The 14,180-nt window shown below is 61.8% G+C and carries 17 protein-coding genes; 9 read left to right on the forward strand and 8 right to left on the reverse strand.

Annotation, left to right across the window (positions count from 1 at the left end):
- Positions 1-460: 460 nt before the first annotated feature.
- Together V1479_RS21345 and V1479_RS21350 are read left to right on the forward strand one after the other, a co-directional pair.
- Positions 461-1,036: a class I SAM-dependent methyltransferase gene (locus tag V1479_RS21345; protein ID WP_368804655.1), complete on the forward strand. Its 576-nt coding sequence runs from the start codon at positions 461-463 to the stop codon at positions 1,034-1,036.
- A gap of 90 nt (positions 1,037-1,126) precedes the next feature.
- Positions 1,127-1,855 carry a heparan-alpha-glucosaminide N-acetyltransferase gene (locus tag V1479_RS21350; protein WP_368804656.1) on the forward strand — a complete coding sequence of 243 codons (729 nt, stop codon included), beginning with the start codon at positions 1,127-1,129 and terminating at the stop codon, positions 1,853-1,855.
- 163 nt (positions 1,856-2,018) lie between these two features.
- Here the strand turns inward: V1479_RS21350 and V1479_RS21355 are convergent, their stop codons facing one another.
- Complete coding sequence (locus tag V1479_RS21355) at positions 2,019-2,453, reverse strand: MerR family transcriptional regulator (protein ID WP_368804657.1); 435 nt, start codon at positions 2,451-2,453, stop codon at positions 2,019-2,021.
- A gap of 208 nt (positions 2,454-2,661) precedes the next feature.
- Between V1479_RS21355 and V1479_RS21360 the strand changes: the two genes are divergently transcribed.
- Positions 2,662-3,972 carry a cytochrome b gene (locus V1479_RS21360; protein WP_368804658.1) on the forward strand — a complete coding sequence of 437 codons (1,311 nt, stop codon included), beginning with the start codon at positions 2,662-2,664 and terminating at the stop codon, positions 3,970-3,972.
- Positions 3,973-4,378: 406 nt separating this feature from the next.
- Here V1479_RS21360 and V1479_RS21365 read toward each other — a convergent pair whose 3' ends face one another.
- Positions 4,379-5,008 (reverse strand): TetR/AcrR family transcriptional regulator, encoded by a 630-nt coding sequence (locus V1479_RS21365; RefSeq protein ID WP_368804659.1) that lies wholly within the window; start codon positions 5,006-5,008, stop codon positions 4,379-4,381.
- Between the two features lie 79 nt (positions 5,009-5,087).
- On the opposite strand from V1479_RS21365, the gene V1479_RS21370 reads away from it, so the two are divergent.
- Positions 5,088-5,819, forward strand: coding sequence for an SDR family oxidoreductase (locus V1479_RS21370; RefSeq protein WP_368804660.1), 732 nt, complete (start codon positions 5,088-5,090; stop codon positions 5,817-5,819).
- Positions 5,820-6,023: 204 nt separating this feature from the next.
- On the opposite strand, the gene V1479_RS21375 is transcribed toward V1479_RS21370, so the two are convergent.
- The gene (locus V1479_RS21375) at positions 6,024-6,602 is read right to left on the reverse strand and encodes a TetR/AcrR family transcriptional regulator (RefSeq protein ID WP_368804661.1); all 579 of its coding nucleotides are present in this window, start codon (positions 6,600-6,602) and stop codon (positions 6,024-6,026) included.
- 133 nt (positions 6,603-6,735) lie between these two features.
- On the opposite strand from V1479_RS21375, the gene V1479_RS21380 reads away from it, so the two are divergent.
- Together V1479_RS21380 and V1479_RS21385 are read left to right on the forward strand one after the other, a co-directional pair.
- Complete coding sequence (locus tag V1479_RS21380) at positions 6,736-7,341, forward strand: class I SAM-dependent methyltransferase (RefSeq protein WP_368804662.1); 606 nt, start codon at positions 6,736-6,738, stop codon at positions 7,339-7,341.
- Positions 7,331-8,080 (forward strand): SDR family oxidoreductase, encoded by a 750-nt coding sequence (locus V1479_RS21385; protein WP_368804663.1) that lies wholly within the window; start codon positions 7,331-7,333, stop codon positions 8,078-8,080. The genes V1479_RS21380 and V1479_RS21385 overlap by 11 nt, the downstream gene beginning before the upstream one ends.
- A gap of 248 nt (positions 8,081-8,328) precedes the next feature.
- Here V1479_RS21385 and V1479_RS21390 read toward each other — a convergent pair whose 3' ends face one another.
- Entirely contained in the window at positions 8,329-9,333 is a 1,005-nt protein-coding gene (locus V1479_RS21390; RefSeq protein WP_368804664.1) for a DMT family transporter, read from the reverse strand.
- Between the two features lie 102 nt (positions 9,334-9,435).
- Here V1479_RS21390 and V1479_RS21395 point away from each other — a divergent pair, with 102 nt between their 5' ends.
- The 3 genes from V1479_RS21395 to V1479_RS21405 all read left to right on the forward strand — a co-directional run bounded on the left by V1479_RS21395 (position 9,436) and on the right by V1479_RS21405 (position 11,895).
- Positions 9,436-9,909, forward strand: coding sequence for an Lrp/AsnC family transcriptional regulator (locus tag V1479_RS21395; RefSeq protein WP_368804665.1), 474 nt, complete (start codon positions 9,436-9,438; stop codon positions 9,907-9,909).
- Positions 9,910-10,403: 494 nt separating this feature from the next.
- A complete protein-coding gene (locus tag V1479_RS21400; protein ID WP_368804666.1) occupies positions 10,404-10,946 on the forward strand; it encodes a hypothetical protein in 543 nt (180 codons plus the stop codon).
- A 7-nt stretch (positions 10,947-10,953) separates the two neighbouring features.
- Positions 10,954-11,895, forward strand: a complete 942-nt coding sequence (locus V1479_RS21405; RefSeq protein WP_368804667.1) for a cation diffusion facilitator family transporter — start codon at positions 10,954-10,956, stop codon at positions 11,893-11,895.
- 37 nt (positions 11,896-11,932) lie between these two features.
- Here the strand turns inward: V1479_RS21405 and V1479_RS21410 are convergent, their stop codons facing one another.
- Genes V1479_RS21410 through V1479_RS21425 form a run of 4 tightly spaced genes read right to left on the reverse strand, consistent with a single transcriptional unit; the run spans position 11,933 to position 14,148 of the window.
- Positions 11,933-12,580 (reverse strand): DsbA family protein, encoded by a 648-nt coding sequence (locus V1479_RS21410; protein WP_368804668.1) that lies wholly within the window; start codon positions 12,578-12,580, stop codon positions 11,933-11,935.
- Complete coding sequence (locus V1479_RS21415) at positions 12,577-13,026, reverse strand: disulfide bond formation protein B (protein ID WP_368804669.1); 450 nt, start codon at positions 13,024-13,026, stop codon at positions 12,577-12,579. Before V1479_RS21415 ends, V1479_RS21410 begins: the two co-directional genes overlap by 4 nt.
- 13 nt (positions 13,027-13,039) lie before the next feature.
- Complete coding sequence (locus tag V1479_RS21420; RefSeq protein WP_368804670.1) at positions 13,040-13,645, reverse strand: SCO family protein; 606 nt, start codon at positions 13,643-13,645, stop codon at positions 13,040-13,042.
- Positions 13,642-14,148, reverse strand: coding sequence for a copper chaperone PCu(A)C (locus V1479_RS21425; protein ID WP_368804671.1), 507 nt, complete (start codon positions 14,146-14,148; stop codon positions 13,642-13,644). Before V1479_RS21425 ends, V1479_RS21420 begins: the two co-directional genes overlap by 4 nt.
- Positions 14,149-14,180 lie beyond the last annotated feature (32 nt).

A 14,180-nucleotide genomic window follows, 5' to 3' on the forward strand; every position in this document is an offset into this window, starting at 1 on the left:
GTCGTCGGGCGATCTCGGGTTCGCGCAGATTGCCTCGTTTGCAGCTTGCACCAGTCCGACTATGGAGAAAATTGGGCTCGAATATGGCCCGGCCGCTTCAGCAGTCGATTGGTGCGATCTGGGCAATCGACGTCCCAATGGTGTCAGCTGCGGAGATGGGCGCTGCATGTGATCACCGCATCAAAAGCCATCCGCCGGATCGCGGGCAGTGCCGCCAGTCGGCGCTCAACGGGCGTCCAGCGGCGCATCGTCAGCGCCCAAGCCGGCATGCTTGAGCCCAGGGGCCAGATCTTACGGCGCCCAAGAAGCAAAAATCCCACCCGCCGTCCCGTCCGGTGCTTGAAGCTCATCCTGCTAGAGGTGGGAGAGTTGGAGAACCCTCGGGCTTGACGATGATTCGCAGTGCTGCGCGAACACCGTTTGTCTCCGGGCGAGCTGCTAGATAGCAAGAGTTTGAACAATGCCTCAATCAGCCGACAAGCTGACATTCCTGCGTGCATGGCTTGCCAACCCGCTGCGGGTTGGCTCGGCCATCCCGTCAAGCGAGAAGCTCGCTTCGATGATCACCAGCGAGATCAATCCACGGATTGGACCAGTGATCGAGCTCGGACCTGGCACTGGCGTTTTTACGGAGGCGCTGATGGCACGCGGAGTTCGGCAGGAAGACCTGCTTCTGGTCGAGCTCGGCGACGAATTCGCAGACGTTCTCGCCCTGCGCTACCCGGACGCGACCATCCTACGGACCGACGCAGCAAGGCTTTCGATGAGCAGCCTGTCGCGTCGACGATATCATGGCGCTGCAATCAGCGGCCTACCGCTGCTGGCCATGCCGCCTTCGAAAGTCCTTCGAATTCTGAGCGGCGCATTTCGATTGCTCGAGCCGAAGGCAAGCTTCTACCAGTTCACATATGGTTGGCGATGCCCCGTACCCGAGGCAGTTCTGCGTCGCCTCGACCTGAAGGCCGAAAAGATCGGGACGGAGTTGCGCAATTTTCCGCCTGCGTCCGTATTCCGGATCGGACGTCGAACGATTTGAACTTCTTCAACGACGACGGAATCGGGGTTGAACCTCTAGTTGGTCAAACTCCTATGGTGCGTCCCCTGCAACACTGGAAGACGGCACTGCATGACGAACTCCACGCGCCTCTTGGCAATCGATGCGATTCGAGGTGTCGCGATCGCCGGTGTCGTTCTATTTCACTTCGTCTGGGACCTCGAATTCACCGGCTTTGTCTCCGGCGTTGCCAACCATCCGCTGTGGCTGGCGTTTGGACGCAGCCTTGCAGGCACCTTCATGATCCTAGTCGGGATCGGCCTCGTGCTGGCGGCCAGGGCCGGCCTTCGAGCTTCTAGCTATCTAAAACGTCTGGCTAAGATCGTCACGGCCGCCGCAGCGATCTCGGCGGTAACGTGGTATGTCCTACCGACCACCTTCATCTATTTCGGCATCCTGCACGCGATCGCTGCTGCCACATTGATCGGGACATTGTTTCTGCGGGCGCCGGCTTGGACATGCCTCCTGGCGGGTATCGCCGTCTTCTTCATGCCCATGCTTTGGCGGTCGGCGAGCTTCGACACGCGCTGGTTGGCCTGGATCGGATTTGCAGAGCAGGTACCGCCGAGCAACGATTTCGTGCCGATCTTTCCGTGGGTCGGCCTCACGCTGATGGGCGCCGCCGGGGCGAAGTGGTTGCTGTCAACCGGCCTGGATGCAGCGTTCGCAAACGCGCTCCCAACCGGAAAACCGGCCTGGCTGCTCGCCTGGATGGGTCGGCGCAGCCTCGCAATCTACCTCCTGCATCAGCCAATCCTCCTTGGCATCATCCTCCCCGTTTCGTGGCTCGTACAACGATGAGGGAACGGCATCCGTTTTCATGCTCTGCATGGCTTCCCGACAGCCATAGGAAATCCGGCGGCGGCTTATGAATTCTGCGAGAACCTGGGATCAGTCGGTCTATGGACGGTGTCCGCGACTTCTTGCGGTCCGAAGCGAGGACGCCTACCCGCGCCAGTTCGCTTCAAGGCTCGATGAGCCTGCCTTGTTGGTGGCTGCTGTCCGCAAGAGTTTCGATGACGCGACATTCGCCAATCCGACCAGAAGCGCATTGGCGTATCATCTTCTCAAGCTCGGCGCGCAGCAGCTGTAGGCTCGCGATCCGCAACTCGACATCAGCCAGCCGCGCCGTGGCGATAGAGTCGGCCGCGTCGCAAGACTCGTCGGGATGGTCCTGCAATCTCAGCAGCGTGCGGATCGCCTCCACCTCGAACCCGAGTTCGCGCGCGTGGCGGATGAAGGAGAGCCGCCGAAGGTCGGACCGGTCGTAGAAACGCCGATTTCCGTCACTGCGCGCGATCCTCGGCAACAGGCCGATTTCCTCATAATACCGGATGGTCGGTACCTTTACGCCACTCTCCCGTGCAGCCTCGCCGATCGAGTACGTCCTTGCGCCCATAGTCTCCCGAACCTCTCGTCTATGGCGGATGTAGCACGATTGAGAAGATGCTCAAGGCGTCCGCCTGATTGTCTTTTACCCTCGAATTTGCGCGAGCCCATTTGTCGCACGCGAAGGTCCGGAAGGCTCTTGAAGCTCAAGCAACCTGAGGTGTTACGGCTTTCGGATCGTGTGTTCGGATATCAACCGGATCAAAGGAGGGAACAGAATGTCGGGGTCGCCATCCAGCTACGTCCCAAAATCAGGAATCGGCCGCTGGGTGGACGCGCGCATGCCGCTTCCCCGATTGGTGCATGACTCCTTCGTATCCTATCCGGTTCCGCGCAATCTGAACTACGCCTATACCTTCGGCGGCATTCTGACGCTGATGCTGGTCCTCCAGATCGCGACCGGGATCGTGCTCGCGATGCACTATACAGCGAACACGGCAACAGCGTTCGACTCCGTCGAAAAGATCATGCGCGACGTCAATTCCGGTTGGCTCCTGCGATATCTTCACTCCAACGGGGCATCGTTCTTCTTCATAGCTGTCTATCTGCACATCTTCCGCGGACTCTACTATGGGTCGTACAAGGCGCCGCGCGAGCTGCTCTGGATACTCGGCTGCATCATCTACCTTCTCATGATGGCCACCGGCTTCATGGGCTATGTGCTCCCCTGGGGACAGATGAGCTTCTGGGGCGCCACCGTCATCACCGGATTTTTCACGGCAATCCCGCTGGTCGGGGAATGGCTTCAGCAGCTTCTCCTTGGCGGCTTCGCTGTCGACAGTCCGACGCTGAACAGGTTCTTCGCACTGCACTACCTGTTGCCATTCATGATTGCTGGCGTCGTCGTCCTGCATGTCTGGGCGCTGCACGTCACCGGCCAGACCAACCCGACAGGCATAGAGGTCAAGCACAAGACCGACACGTTGCCCTTCACGCCCTATGCGACCACAAAAGACGCGGTGGGCATGGTTCTCTTCCTGATCGTGTTCGCATACTTCGTCTTCTACATTCCCAACTATCTGGGCCACGCTGACAACTATGTGCAAGCCGATCCGCTTCGGACCCCTGCCAAGATCGTTCCCGAGTGGTACTTCCTGCCGTTCTACGCAATCCTGAGAGCAGTCACTTTCAACATCGGCCCCATAGACGCAAAGCTTGGCGGCGTGCTCGCGATGTTCGGCGCGATCGCAGTGCTGTTCTTCGTACCGTGGCTCGACACGTCCAAGGTAAGATCCGCGGTCTACCGACCCTGGTACAAGCTGTTCTTCTGGCTGTTCGCGGCGAATGCCCTCTTCCTCGGCTGGCTGGGGGCAAAGCCTGCGGAAGGCGTCTATGTTCCGCTAATGCAGGTCTCGACACTACTCTATTTCGGCTTTTTCCTTGTTGTCATGCCGCTGCTGGGACTGCTTGAAACGCCGCGTCGGCTCCCGAATTCGATCACCGAGGCGGTCCTTGGTAAGGAACCCCCTGACGCAAACAGCGAGACTGGGAAAGTGAGCGAAGCACAAAGGCGGGTTGAACGTTCCTGAGCGGACTCAGCTGGCGCGCCCTCAGTAGATGGCTGGGGCGGGAGCGCCGGGGTGAGCGTCGGCTCCATCCGCTCCACGACCTCCGATAGGTCGTCCGTCGATCATGCGACGTGGTCCAACCTGGTGATTGTCGCCACGTTGCCGGCGCACAGATCGTCGAGCATCCGCCCCAACCCGCGCCGGTCGCGCTTCGCCCCGGATACCTTTTCCCTACGACTCCCCCCAGTCGCAAACCATGTAGCGGGATTTCTACGACTTGCGACAGTGACGCGCGACGCGAAAGGGGCCGGACTTTCCCGCCCTCGGGGAAGTGTTGCGGGTCTTAGAAATTATGCGACAGCGACCGCTGGTGGGTGAGAAGCGGAACGGCGGCTTCGGCCCCGAAACGACGGCAAGCCGACGGAGATCACCCTCCGGATGCTTCCAGATAGGACAGGCACATAGTGGTCAACTGACGGCGAATGTCTGCTTGCACCTGCAGGGGCAGGTTCCTCTCGAACACATTTCGCACCGTCCCGAAGATCACGGACAGCAATGTGACGTTGACGAGGGCGATGTCTGCATAGTGCGCGTCCGGGGCGCTGCGGAGCATCGCGATGGTTGCGGCGTCCATTCGCTCGGCAAAGGCCTCGATCAGCGCTTCATTGTCGAGTTCGACCGCGGACCTATAGAGCGCGCGGGTCACCTCGCTTCGCTCCGTCTTGGCCTTCCAATAGGCCGTAACGAGCGCCTCGACCATGGCAGCGGTCGTGGCGCCGCGATGTTGCTGGCAGGCCCTCTCCACGCGCTCGGCCACGATATCCAGATAGCGCTCGTTCAGCGCATAAAGCAGTGCCTGCTTGTGCGGAAAATACTGGTACATGGTGCCGACCGATACGCCGGCGCGCTCGGCGACGCGGGTCGTGGTCAGCCGGTGGATCCCCTCGCTCAGCAAAACCTGAATAGTCGCTTCGAAAATGGCGTCGACGGTTACCGCAGCGCGCTGTTGGCGCGGCCTTTTCCGGGGGCTTAGATGTCGTGGAGCCGTCGCAGTCATAAGCGAATCCTCAAAGCGAATGATCCTTCATATATTGGGAGCCAGCGATCCACGCCAATCCTTTGGAAGGAAATTCTCCGTGTCGGACAACAAACGCATCGCCCTCGTCACCGGCGCCAACAAGGGCATCGGACTGGAGATCGCCCGTCAGCTGGCAGACGCTAGTGTGACAGTTTTGATGGGCGCTCGAACCCTGCGGCGCGGCCAGGAAGCGGCTGCCCAACTGTCGGACGACGGACTGGCCGTCGAGGCCATCGAGATCGATCTCGACCATGAGAACACCATCGCCGCCGCCGCCCAACAGATCGCAGCTAGGTATGGCCGGCTGGACATTCTGGTGAACAATGCCGGCATCGTCGATTCCGCCGATGGTCCGCCATCGGTTGCCACGACGGCTGCGGTGCGCAAGCTCATCGAGACCAATTTCATTGGCGCCCTGGCGGTCACGCAGGCCATGCTGCCCCTGCTGCGCAAGTCGCAGGCCGGGCGTATCGTCAACCTGTCTACGACGCTCGGCTCGCTGGCCATCAACGGCGATCCGACGTCGCCATATTATGACGCTCGGCTGATCGGCTACAACGCGTCCAAGGCGGCGCTCAACATGTTGACGGTGCAACTGGCGGCGGAACTGAAAGATACATTCATCGTCGTGAACTCCGTCGCTCCGGGCTATGTCAAGACCGACCTGACCGGCCACAATGGCTTCATGACGCCCGAAGAGGGCGCACGGCTGCCGGTGAAGTACGCTCTGCTCGGAGCCGATGCGGTGTCCGGTCGTTTTGTGGAGCCGGATGGCAACGCCCCCTGGTAAGGCTCCTGGTCACCACGGCCTCGCCGGAACCGACTTGTCCGGTGAACCTTTCCTCAGCGACGAGGTCGGCTTTCAGGCTAACGGGCAACACGTCTCAAGGGCCGATAAGAGGTCGATTCCTGTTGTCGCTCGCTGTCGTGGGATTTAGCATTTCGGCGACAAAATAGTGGGTATCCATATGGTGGGCCATATGCCCTCGGCCTGCTATCGCCGGACCGACGTAAGCGGATTGCTGTCCGATATGCCAAGGTAGCCGTACACCGCGCGGCGCACACGCTGTTCAAGCTGCGAGACATCGGCCTTTCCGAACGGACCCGAGGAATCGGCCATTCCGCGCGTGAGCGCCGCCAAATCTCTGGCGGCGGTTTCCGGGTTCTCGACGCCGTGGGGTGCCAGCGCCTTTGCTACAACGACCACGATCTGCCGTTTCAAGGCTTCCGTCTCGGGTCCGAGATCCAGCGTCGTCTCTGCATATTCAAGGCTGCGAGCCAGTTCGGGACGCTCGACCCAATGGGCGATCCCGGCGCGCACAAGACCATCGGCAATTGTGCGGAGATCACTAGCCTCCAGCCGCGAGCTCGCATCCTGCATCTTCTCGATCAGCGCGGTCCGCTTGCGGCGGATCAGTTCCACAAGCAGCGCCTCCTTGGATGGAAAGTACTGATAGAGGCTTCCGATGCTGACCCCCGCCTGACGGGCCACCGCGTTGGTGTTGAAGCCGTGCAGTCCCTTGGTCTCCAGAATGTGAGCAGCGCCTTCGAGCACGACATCGAACGTCGCCATCGAACGGGCCTGGCGGGGTCGTTTTCTTGGGTCGGTGGAGGAGGCCGGGTCGGGCATGAACACGAGTATCGAAGATGAGCAATCGCTCGTATATTAAGGGCGCAATCTTGAAACGCAACAACAACGGCGTGTGATGTCCGATACCCTGAGGTTCTTCCGCTCCTGGCTCGCCGATCCCCTCCGGGTGGCATCCATTATTCCCTCCGGCAACCGCCTTGCCGACTTGATGACATCCGGGATCGACCCGGCGCAGGGACCGGTCGTGGAACTCGGACCCGGAACCGGCGTGTTCACGCGCGCCCTGATCCGGCAAGGCTTCAAGCCAGGCGATCTGACGCTGGTGGAGCTCGGTCGAGACTTTGCCGCCCTGTTGGCGGAACGGCATCCCGAGGCGGTGATTGTCGTCGCGGATGCGGCGCACCTGAACCGCCTGCCGCCCGCAGCCGCACGGCGACATGCGGCTGCCGTCAGCGGCCTTCCCCTGTTGTCGATGCCGCCTGCAAAGGTGATGCGGATTCTTGCCGGCACCTTTCGGCTGCTGGACACGAATGCGAGTTTCTACCAGTTCACCTACGGATGGCGATGCCCGGTGCCGGCAGAGGTCCTGCGCCGCCTGGAGCTTCACGCGGTCAAGATAGGCACCGCCGTCGCGAACATACCGCCGGCAAGCGTCTACCGCATATCGATGGCCGGTTCGCGCGCCGCGCCCCGGCACTCGGACGTTCGCCATGCGGCTTGAGGGAAAGACGGCGCTCGTGACCGGCGGCAACGCCGGCATCGGACTAGAAATCGCCCGCCAGTTGTCGAGGCAGGGTGCCCGCATCGTCGTCGTGGCGCGGAATCTCCAGCGCACGGATGAGGCGCTGGCAATGATGCAAGGGCCGGCCGAGGCGATTCAGGCAGACCTTTCGCGAGCCGATGAGCAGGACAGGATTGTCGTGGAGGTGGAGCGGCGATGGCCGAGCCTCGCCATCCTGGTCAACAATGCCGGGGTGCAGATCAATCTCCCTGAAGTCGGCATCGGAGCCGCCGGGATGATGGATGCGCTTCGCAGCGAGGTCGACCTGAATCTTACCGCGCCGATCACGCTTAGCCTGGGGTTGATGCCGATCCTTGCACGACAGCCCGAGGCGGCGATCGTCAACATCTCGTCCGGCCTCGCGCTCGCGCCAAAACGGACGGCTCCGGTCTATTGCGCGACCAAGGCGGGGCTTCGCACATTCAGACAGGCGCTTCGGTATCGCTGTGAGGATGCCGCCACGTCCGTCATGGTGGTCGATGCTGTAATGGCCTATGTGGATACCGACATGACCCGAGGCCGTGACGGAGCCAAGATGAGTGCGGCCGCGGCCGCGCAAGCCGTCATCAACGGCCTGCTAAACGAACGCAAGGAAATCTGGGTCGGCAAGACCAGATTGCTTCGCATTTTACATCGCCTGTCTCCCGCAATTGCCTGCCGCATCCTCCGCAACGGGTGAGCCTGTGAAATGTCCGCAGAGGACTCAAACAGCCGTCGCGAAATCCCCGAAGGCCGTCCACGAAAGCCTGGTTGACGGGGACCAGATTGTCCGGCCCAACGGAGTCGTCAACCGCCTCGGGCAGAAGCAGCAGTTGCGAACGACCGGTTCCCGAAAGATGTGCCATGTGGTGATAGCCGACCATGCACCGCCACCATCAGGAATCGCCCAAGGAGTTTTGCGACGGCTGTCTACCGGCACAATGCGCCTCAGCGAAGATGAGTCGTGTGCAGCTTCGCGATCTCGCGGTCGAGCCTGGTTGCAATGTCTTTCCGCTTGTGGACGATCGACTTTCCATCCGGGTGTCTGGCCCCACCATAGGCCGCCAGCACGGCCCCTGCGAAGTAAATCGTCAGACCGGTCATCGTGGCCGGTGCGTAGGCCACGCGACCTTCAACGATCTGAAACAGGAAAACGAACATCGGACCGAGCGCCGTGATCGCGGCCAGCGTCACGGTGGACATCAGCGATATCGCCTTCTGCATCGCAAAGACCGGAAACGCCATGATCGCGAAGCCGATGACGACGACGGCGAGCAGCCCGCCGGGATCGACCGGACCTTTCCCGTCGAGGCCGAGCCATGCGGCCGAAAGCGCCACCACTACATAAAGCGGAAACCGCAGCCCATATTGCGCAGCCGGCGCGACGCCTAGGCGGTCGAGCCTCCGGCCGTAGATCATCATCGCCGCAAGACTGACGGCGGACGCAGAGGTCAACAGCAGTCCGGCCATCGCGGCAGTCCGGCCGCCGCGCACGAAGCCCGATTGCCCAAGCAGCGTGATCGCCGCCAGATAGCCGACGCCGATCACCACAATGATCAGACCGACGCCTTCGACCCGGTTGCGTAACGGTGACGCTTCCGGAACACCGCAAGCCGAGGCGACCAGGATGGCAATGGGTATCAGCCCCGAAAACATGGTGAAGACCACAGCCGGTTCGATCATCTGAAGCGCGAAGAAGTATGCGATCCAGACAAGGGCCGTAGAGAGATTCAACCCAAACAGGCTGGCTCTGTTCGCCCATGCAGTTTTCAGTTGCTCCGGGGTCCGCACCTTCACCCAGATCAGCGTTCCGGCAGCCGTGAACCCAAAGACTGCCCCGCCGATCAGGAACGAGTCGTAGTCCTGAAACACGCCGCCGAAAAACACGGCCTGTGCCGCTTCCAGGATCACGAAGGAAAAGGCCCAGACCAGCCCGAGCGTTGGGTTGTTCATCGTCTCACGCCGCCGATTTTTCATTTTGATACGGCGAAAGCGGCGGATAAGGTGGTCAAAATATCCAAAAAAATGGCGTTTCGGACCGCCGAGGCACTGCATATGGATGGACTGGACCTGCGCATCGTCGCCGCGCTTCAGGAAGACGGCACGCTCACCAAGGCGGAACTGGCGGAGGCGGTCGGCTCGACGCCTTCGACCTGCCTGCGCCGGGCCGCGGAGCTGCGGCGAACGGGCGTACTGAAAGCCTGCGTCTATCTCGCGGACCCGGCCAAACTCGGGCGCGGCATTCGGGCCGTCATCACCGTCACGACGCGTAACCACACCAAGGACGTGCGGTCGGCCTTCGCATCGCGCGTTTCAGAGGAACCGGCGATCACCCAAGCGTTCGGTGTGACCGGCGATCTGGATGCGGTGCTGATCGGGCATTTCGGCGACATGGAAGAGTATCAGGCGCTTTGCGACCGCATCTTCGACAGTGATCCGGACGTGGTTCGCTACACGACGCTGTTCGCCGTCGAGACCTATAAGGAGACGACGAAGATTACTCCTCAAGGCGCTGCCGCCAAATTGTAGCCGGCGAGACGTTGTCGCAATATTCCCCAGCTTCGCAGCAGATCGGCCGCCTCTGATAAACAAGAGAAAATTCCGTCGCGAATATGGGCCGCAAACTCGAAGGTGTGCGGCCGGCCTTTGCACCAGAAGGCTCCCCACACTTCAGATTGACTGGGAGCATCGGGTTGAGATTTCGCTTGCTCCTCTAGTGGCTAGAGGTTGCAGAAAGTCCGTTGAGACCAACGGGGCGAGAAACCCATGCATCGGAAATTCATCATCGGGGCACCTGTAGGCTGCTTCGCATTTGGACATTCAAATGATCAGGCGAGCCGTGCTGGACGCAAGCATTTCACGGGAAGCCATGCGACGTTCAGGATCGGGGATCGTCGGTGCGAACTCGGCTCCACACGGATCGGGTCGATGCCACACGGGCTCAACGCGCTATTCGGCAGTGCGTCCGGCATTGACCTGACCGGAATCCTCCCCATCGGGACTGACACCCACAAGGCCGCGACATGAACCGAGATCCTGCAATCATTGCCGCGGCCTTTCTGTTTTCCATGCTGGTTCTGGGCCTCGGCTATACCGCGTTCGGCATCTGGACGATGCTGATCTTCACCTCCGGCTTCCTCGGCGGATTCCTGCTGTGGCTGATCTTCCCGGCCAATCCCTCCTTCGCAGCGATCAAGGTTCCATACTTCCTGGCATTGGCGCTCTTCGTTCTCCATCGTATCGAGGAGTATTCGATGGACTTTTTCGACACGCTGGCAGTGATCACCGGCATAGCCAAGCCCGATGTCGGTTCCTGGCAGGTCGTCCTGCTGGTCTTGCTCTCGGTGGGTTCCTGGCTGCTGGTGGCACCGTTGGTCAGCCGCGGATACCGCTTCGGAACCTATCTCGCGTGGACCTTCTTCGCGGCCATGGGCATCACCGAACTGGCGCACTTCGTCGTCTTCCCATGGTTCACCGAGCAGCCGTTTGCCTACTTCCCTGGTATGGCAAGCGTCGTGCTGCTCGCGCCTGTCGCATGGTGGGGCATGTGGCGCCTTTCCCGATGAGCTTGATATGACCGGAAACCCTGAAGCCCCGAAAGCCGCGCATGGCGGGCACGCTCATGGCGCGAACCACGATCACGGGCAGGTCGTGACGACCTCGAACGAGCGACGCATCCGTTTCGTACTAATCTTCACCGCCGGCTACGCAATCGTGCAGGCGGTCGGCGGTTACCTTTCGGGCTCACTCGCCCTGATCGCCGACGCGGGCCACATGGTCTCCGATGCGGCGGCGCTTCTGCTTGCTCTGATCGCCTACCGCATCGCGCGGCGTGCTGCCGACTCCCAACGCACCTATGGCTTCCACCGGGTAAGGGTGCTGGCGGCCCTCGCCAACGGCGCGACATTGCTCCTGCTGGTGGCCTGGATCGCGTGGGAGGCCGTGCAGCGCATCAACGCGCCGGTCGAGATCCTGGCAGGCCCGATGCTGATCGTCGCATTGATCGGCCTCGCGGTGAATGTCGCGGGCGCCTGGATTCTGTGGTCGGGTAATAGGGGCGACAGCAATCTCAGGGGTGCGTTCCTGCACGTCATCGGCGATCTGCTTGGCTCCGTGGGCGCGATTGCCGCCGCCATCGGAATCATGCTGACGGGCTGGACGGTTCTGGATCCCATCCTCTCGGTGCTGGTCGCCGGCCTCGTCGTGAGGTCCGCATGGGGTCTCGTCTCTGACTCCATCCGCGTTCTGTTACAGGCCGTTCCACGTGGCGTGGATAAGATCGAAGCTGAACGCGGTCTTGCAAGCCTCCCTGGCGTGGCCGAGGCCGGGCACTTTCACGCCTGGACGGTGACGGATGAAACCAGCGTCGCCACGGTCCACGTCAGCCCCGCGGAGGGAACCGATCCGCTCAGCCTGCCTCCACTCGTCTCGGCGTGGCTGAAGGAACGCTATGCGATCGACCACGTCACCGTGCAGGTGGATCCGCCTGGCAAACTCAACACCAAACACGACTGAGCCGACCTTGTCGTATCCGTGAGCGCCAGCGAGGCGCTCACCCGCCCTCGCGAGCGGACCGTACTTCGGCCTCGACGAGGTCAATAAGCTGCTGTGGCCCAAAGGTTGGCAGGCTCTTGCCGTTGACGAAGAACGTCGGCGTCTGCCTGACGCCCAGCGCATCTACATCGCTCGTATCCTGCTGCAGCACTGCCGTAACCTCGGCCGACGACGCATCGGCGCGCGCACGCTCAAGGTCGAGGCCCGCCGCCGCTGCCGCCTGCCATGCGCGCTCGAGGTCGGGCCTGCCGTGCATGGCCCACTCGGGTTGTGCTGCCAGGAGAGCCTCGAGTACGGGCACGAAGAGATCCTGTCGCCGCGCAGCCTCGATGATCCCGACCGCCTGGTCCGAACCGTCATGGAAAGCGGCATACCGGAACACGACCCTGACCTCTTCAGGATACTGTGCGAGAATGTTCTTCACGAGCGGATGGAAGGCCCGGCAGGCTTCGCAGGAAGGATCGAAAAACTCCACGATCGTCACCGGCGCATCCGGCATCCCCATCACCGGAGAATGCTCTCTCACGAGGACTTCGGCACCGGACGGGTCAAGACTGCGTGCGCGATTGTAGTAGAGCGCGGCCCCCCCGAAGATAGCCGCTGCGACTGCACCGGCGGCTACTATGGTCACCTGTCGACGGTTCATTTGAAAACTCCAGGTCGGCAAACAGCTAGAATACCGCCGATCGCGGTGAACGCGAGCAGCGACACGAGCGGCAGCGGCACACCGCCGAAAATGGTCATGTCCGCTCCCGCGCAGGACGGACCGTCGCGCGCGCACGGCGTTATTCCCTCATCAATGAGGCCGAAGTAGATCAGCGTATGAAACGCCGCAATCGCCGCTCCAATCAGGACCAGCGGCAACGCATAGATCCTGATGCCGACATCGAGCCTGAACGCTGCGATGCCCAGGATAATGGCAAGCGGGAACATGAACACCCGCTGGAACCAGCACAGGTTGCACGGGACCTGCCCAACTATCTCGCCAATGAACAGAGCTGCCAGCGTCGACCCTACCGCGATCAGCCACGCCACAAACAGCCACCATGAGTTCCAATCCTCAACCGATTTGCTGGTCACCTTGTCGAGCATCGTCTGGTCCCGGTCAGGCGCTCACGAGGCGGCGCAGTTTCTCCAGCCTCGTCTCGCGCGGTTCGTGCATGTCGAGGATGCCGCCGAAGCCGCCGTCGCCCCGGATGAGGAAGACGCCGGCTGTGTGGTCCATCGTGTACTGACCGCCTTCCAGCGGCACCTTCGCCGCATAGGCCGAGAAGGCTTTCAGCGCGGTCTCGGTCTCTTCGGCCGATCCCCTGAGCGCGGTGATGCGGCTGTCGAATGACGTCATGTAGCTGGCCAGCATCTTCTGCGTATCGCGCTCGGGATCGACGGTGATGAACAGGACCTCGAACCTGTCCGCGTCCGGACCAAGCTCCGTCATCAGGTCCGTCAGCTCGAACAGCGTGGTGGGGCAGATTTCCGGGCAATGGGTAAAGCCGAAGAAGACGATGTAGGGCCGCCCCGCCAGCGACCGATTGTCGATCCGTTCTCCCTTGTGCGACACCAGCGAAAAAGCGCCGCCCACGCGCGGTGCTCCGGTGGCTGCTTCCGCAGGCTGGCGTTGGTCGGACAACTGCGTCGACACCACGAGAAAGCCGGCGAGCACGGCGATCGCGGCCCAGACGCCGATGCGGAACAGCCTGACGAAATTCACGGCGCATGGCCCCCGTGCTCATCGCCTTGTCTAGCTTCGTCCGCCGGACCTCTCTGCACAATGAACTCGACCGTCACGTCGCCGGCCTGCGCGAAAGCCAGCCTGACCTCGAAGCGCTCGCCCTCCGAGAAGGCGCGCTCGGGATTGACGAACATGAGATCGATCCCGCCGGGCTCAAGCTCGACCGTCGCTCCCGGCCCGATCTCCTGGCCATCGGGGAGAGGCCGCATCCGGGCCACGCCGTCCTCGATGCGCATCTCGTGGATTTCCACCCGTTCCGCGGCGGCCGTCGTTCCGCCGATCAGGGTGTCAGGCTGGGAGCCGGCATTGGTGAGGGTCAGATAGCCGCCCACCACCGGCGCACTTGCCGGCGCGAGCCGCGCCCAGGGATGGCCGATCTCGATGTCGCCAACGGAGAAGTCGTGGGAGGCCGCGGGCAAGGAAAGCAGCGACGCCGATGCGGTCAGGCCGGCGATTGCCACGTATCTGAGCGTGTGGAGCACCTTGTCTTCTCCCTGAACTTGTTCTTTCTCGT

The organism is Neoaquamicrobium sediminum, assembly GCF_040970315.1.
In the GTDB taxonomy this organism is placed as follows: domain Bacteria; phylum Pseudomonadota; class Alphaproteobacteria; order Rhizobiales; family Rhizobiaceae; genus Aerobium; species Aerobium sediminum.

What these genes read in the sequence shown, in the direction of transcription:
- V1479_RS21345 (WP_368804655.1), top strand. Translation starts at nt 461, where the DNA reads ATGCCTCAATCAGCCGACAAGCTGACATTCCTGCGTGCATGGCTTGCC.
- V1479_RS21350 (WP_368804656.1), top strand. Translation starts at nt 1,127, where the DNA reads ATGACGAACTCCACGCGCCTCTTGGCAATCGATGCGATTCGAGGTGTC.
- V1479_RS21355 (WP_368804657.1), bottom strand. Translation starts at nt 2,453, where the DNA reads ATGGGCGCAAGGACGTACTCGATCGGCGAGGCTGCACGGGAGAGTGGC.
- V1479_RS21360 (WP_368804658.1), top strand. Translation starts at nt 2,662, where the DNA reads ATGTCGGGGTCGCCATCCAGCTACGTCCCAAAATCAGGAATCGGCCGC.
- V1479_RS21365 (WP_368804659.1), bottom strand. Translation starts at nt 5,008, where the DNA reads ATGACTGCGACGGCTCCACGACATCTAAGCCCCCGGAAAAGGCCGCGC.
- V1479_RS21375 (WP_368804661.1), bottom strand. Translation starts at nt 6,602, where the DNA reads ATGGCGACGTTCGATGTCGTGCTCGAAGGCGCTGCTCACATTCTGGAG.
- V1479_RS21380 (WP_368804662.1), top strand. Translation starts at nt 6,736, where the DNA reads ATGTCCGATACCCTGAGGTTCTTCCGCTCCTGGCTCGCCGATCCCCTC.
- V1479_RS21385 (WP_368804663.1), top strand. Translation starts at nt 7,331, where the DNA reads ATGCGGCTTGAGGGAAAGACGGCGCTCGTGACCGGCGGCAACGCCGGC.
- V1479_RS21390 (WP_368804664.1), bottom strand. Translation starts at nt 9,333, where the DNA reads ATGAACAACCCAACGCTCGGGCTGGTCTGGGCCTTTTCCTTCGTGATC.
- V1479_RS21395 (WP_368804665.1), top strand. Translation starts at nt 9,436, where the DNA reads ATGGATGGACTGGACCTGCGCATCGTCGCCGCGCTTCAGGAAGACGGC.
- V1479_RS21400 (WP_368804666.1), top strand. Translation starts at nt 10,404, where the DNA reads ATGAACCGAGATCCTGCAATCATTGCCGCGGCCTTTCTGTTTTCCATG.
- V1479_RS21405 (WP_368804667.1), top strand. Translation starts at nt 10,954, where the DNA reads ATGACCGGAAACCCTGAAGCCCCGAAAGCCGCGCATGGCGGGCACGCT.
- V1479_RS21410 (WP_368804668.1), bottom strand. Translation starts at nt 12,580, where the DNA reads ATGAACCGTCGACAGGTGACCATAGTAGCCGCCGGTGCAGTCGCAGCG.
- V1479_RS21415 (WP_368804669.1), bottom strand. Translation starts at nt 13,026, where the DNA reads ATGCTCGACAAGGTGACCAGCAAATCGGTTGAGGATTGGAACTCATGG.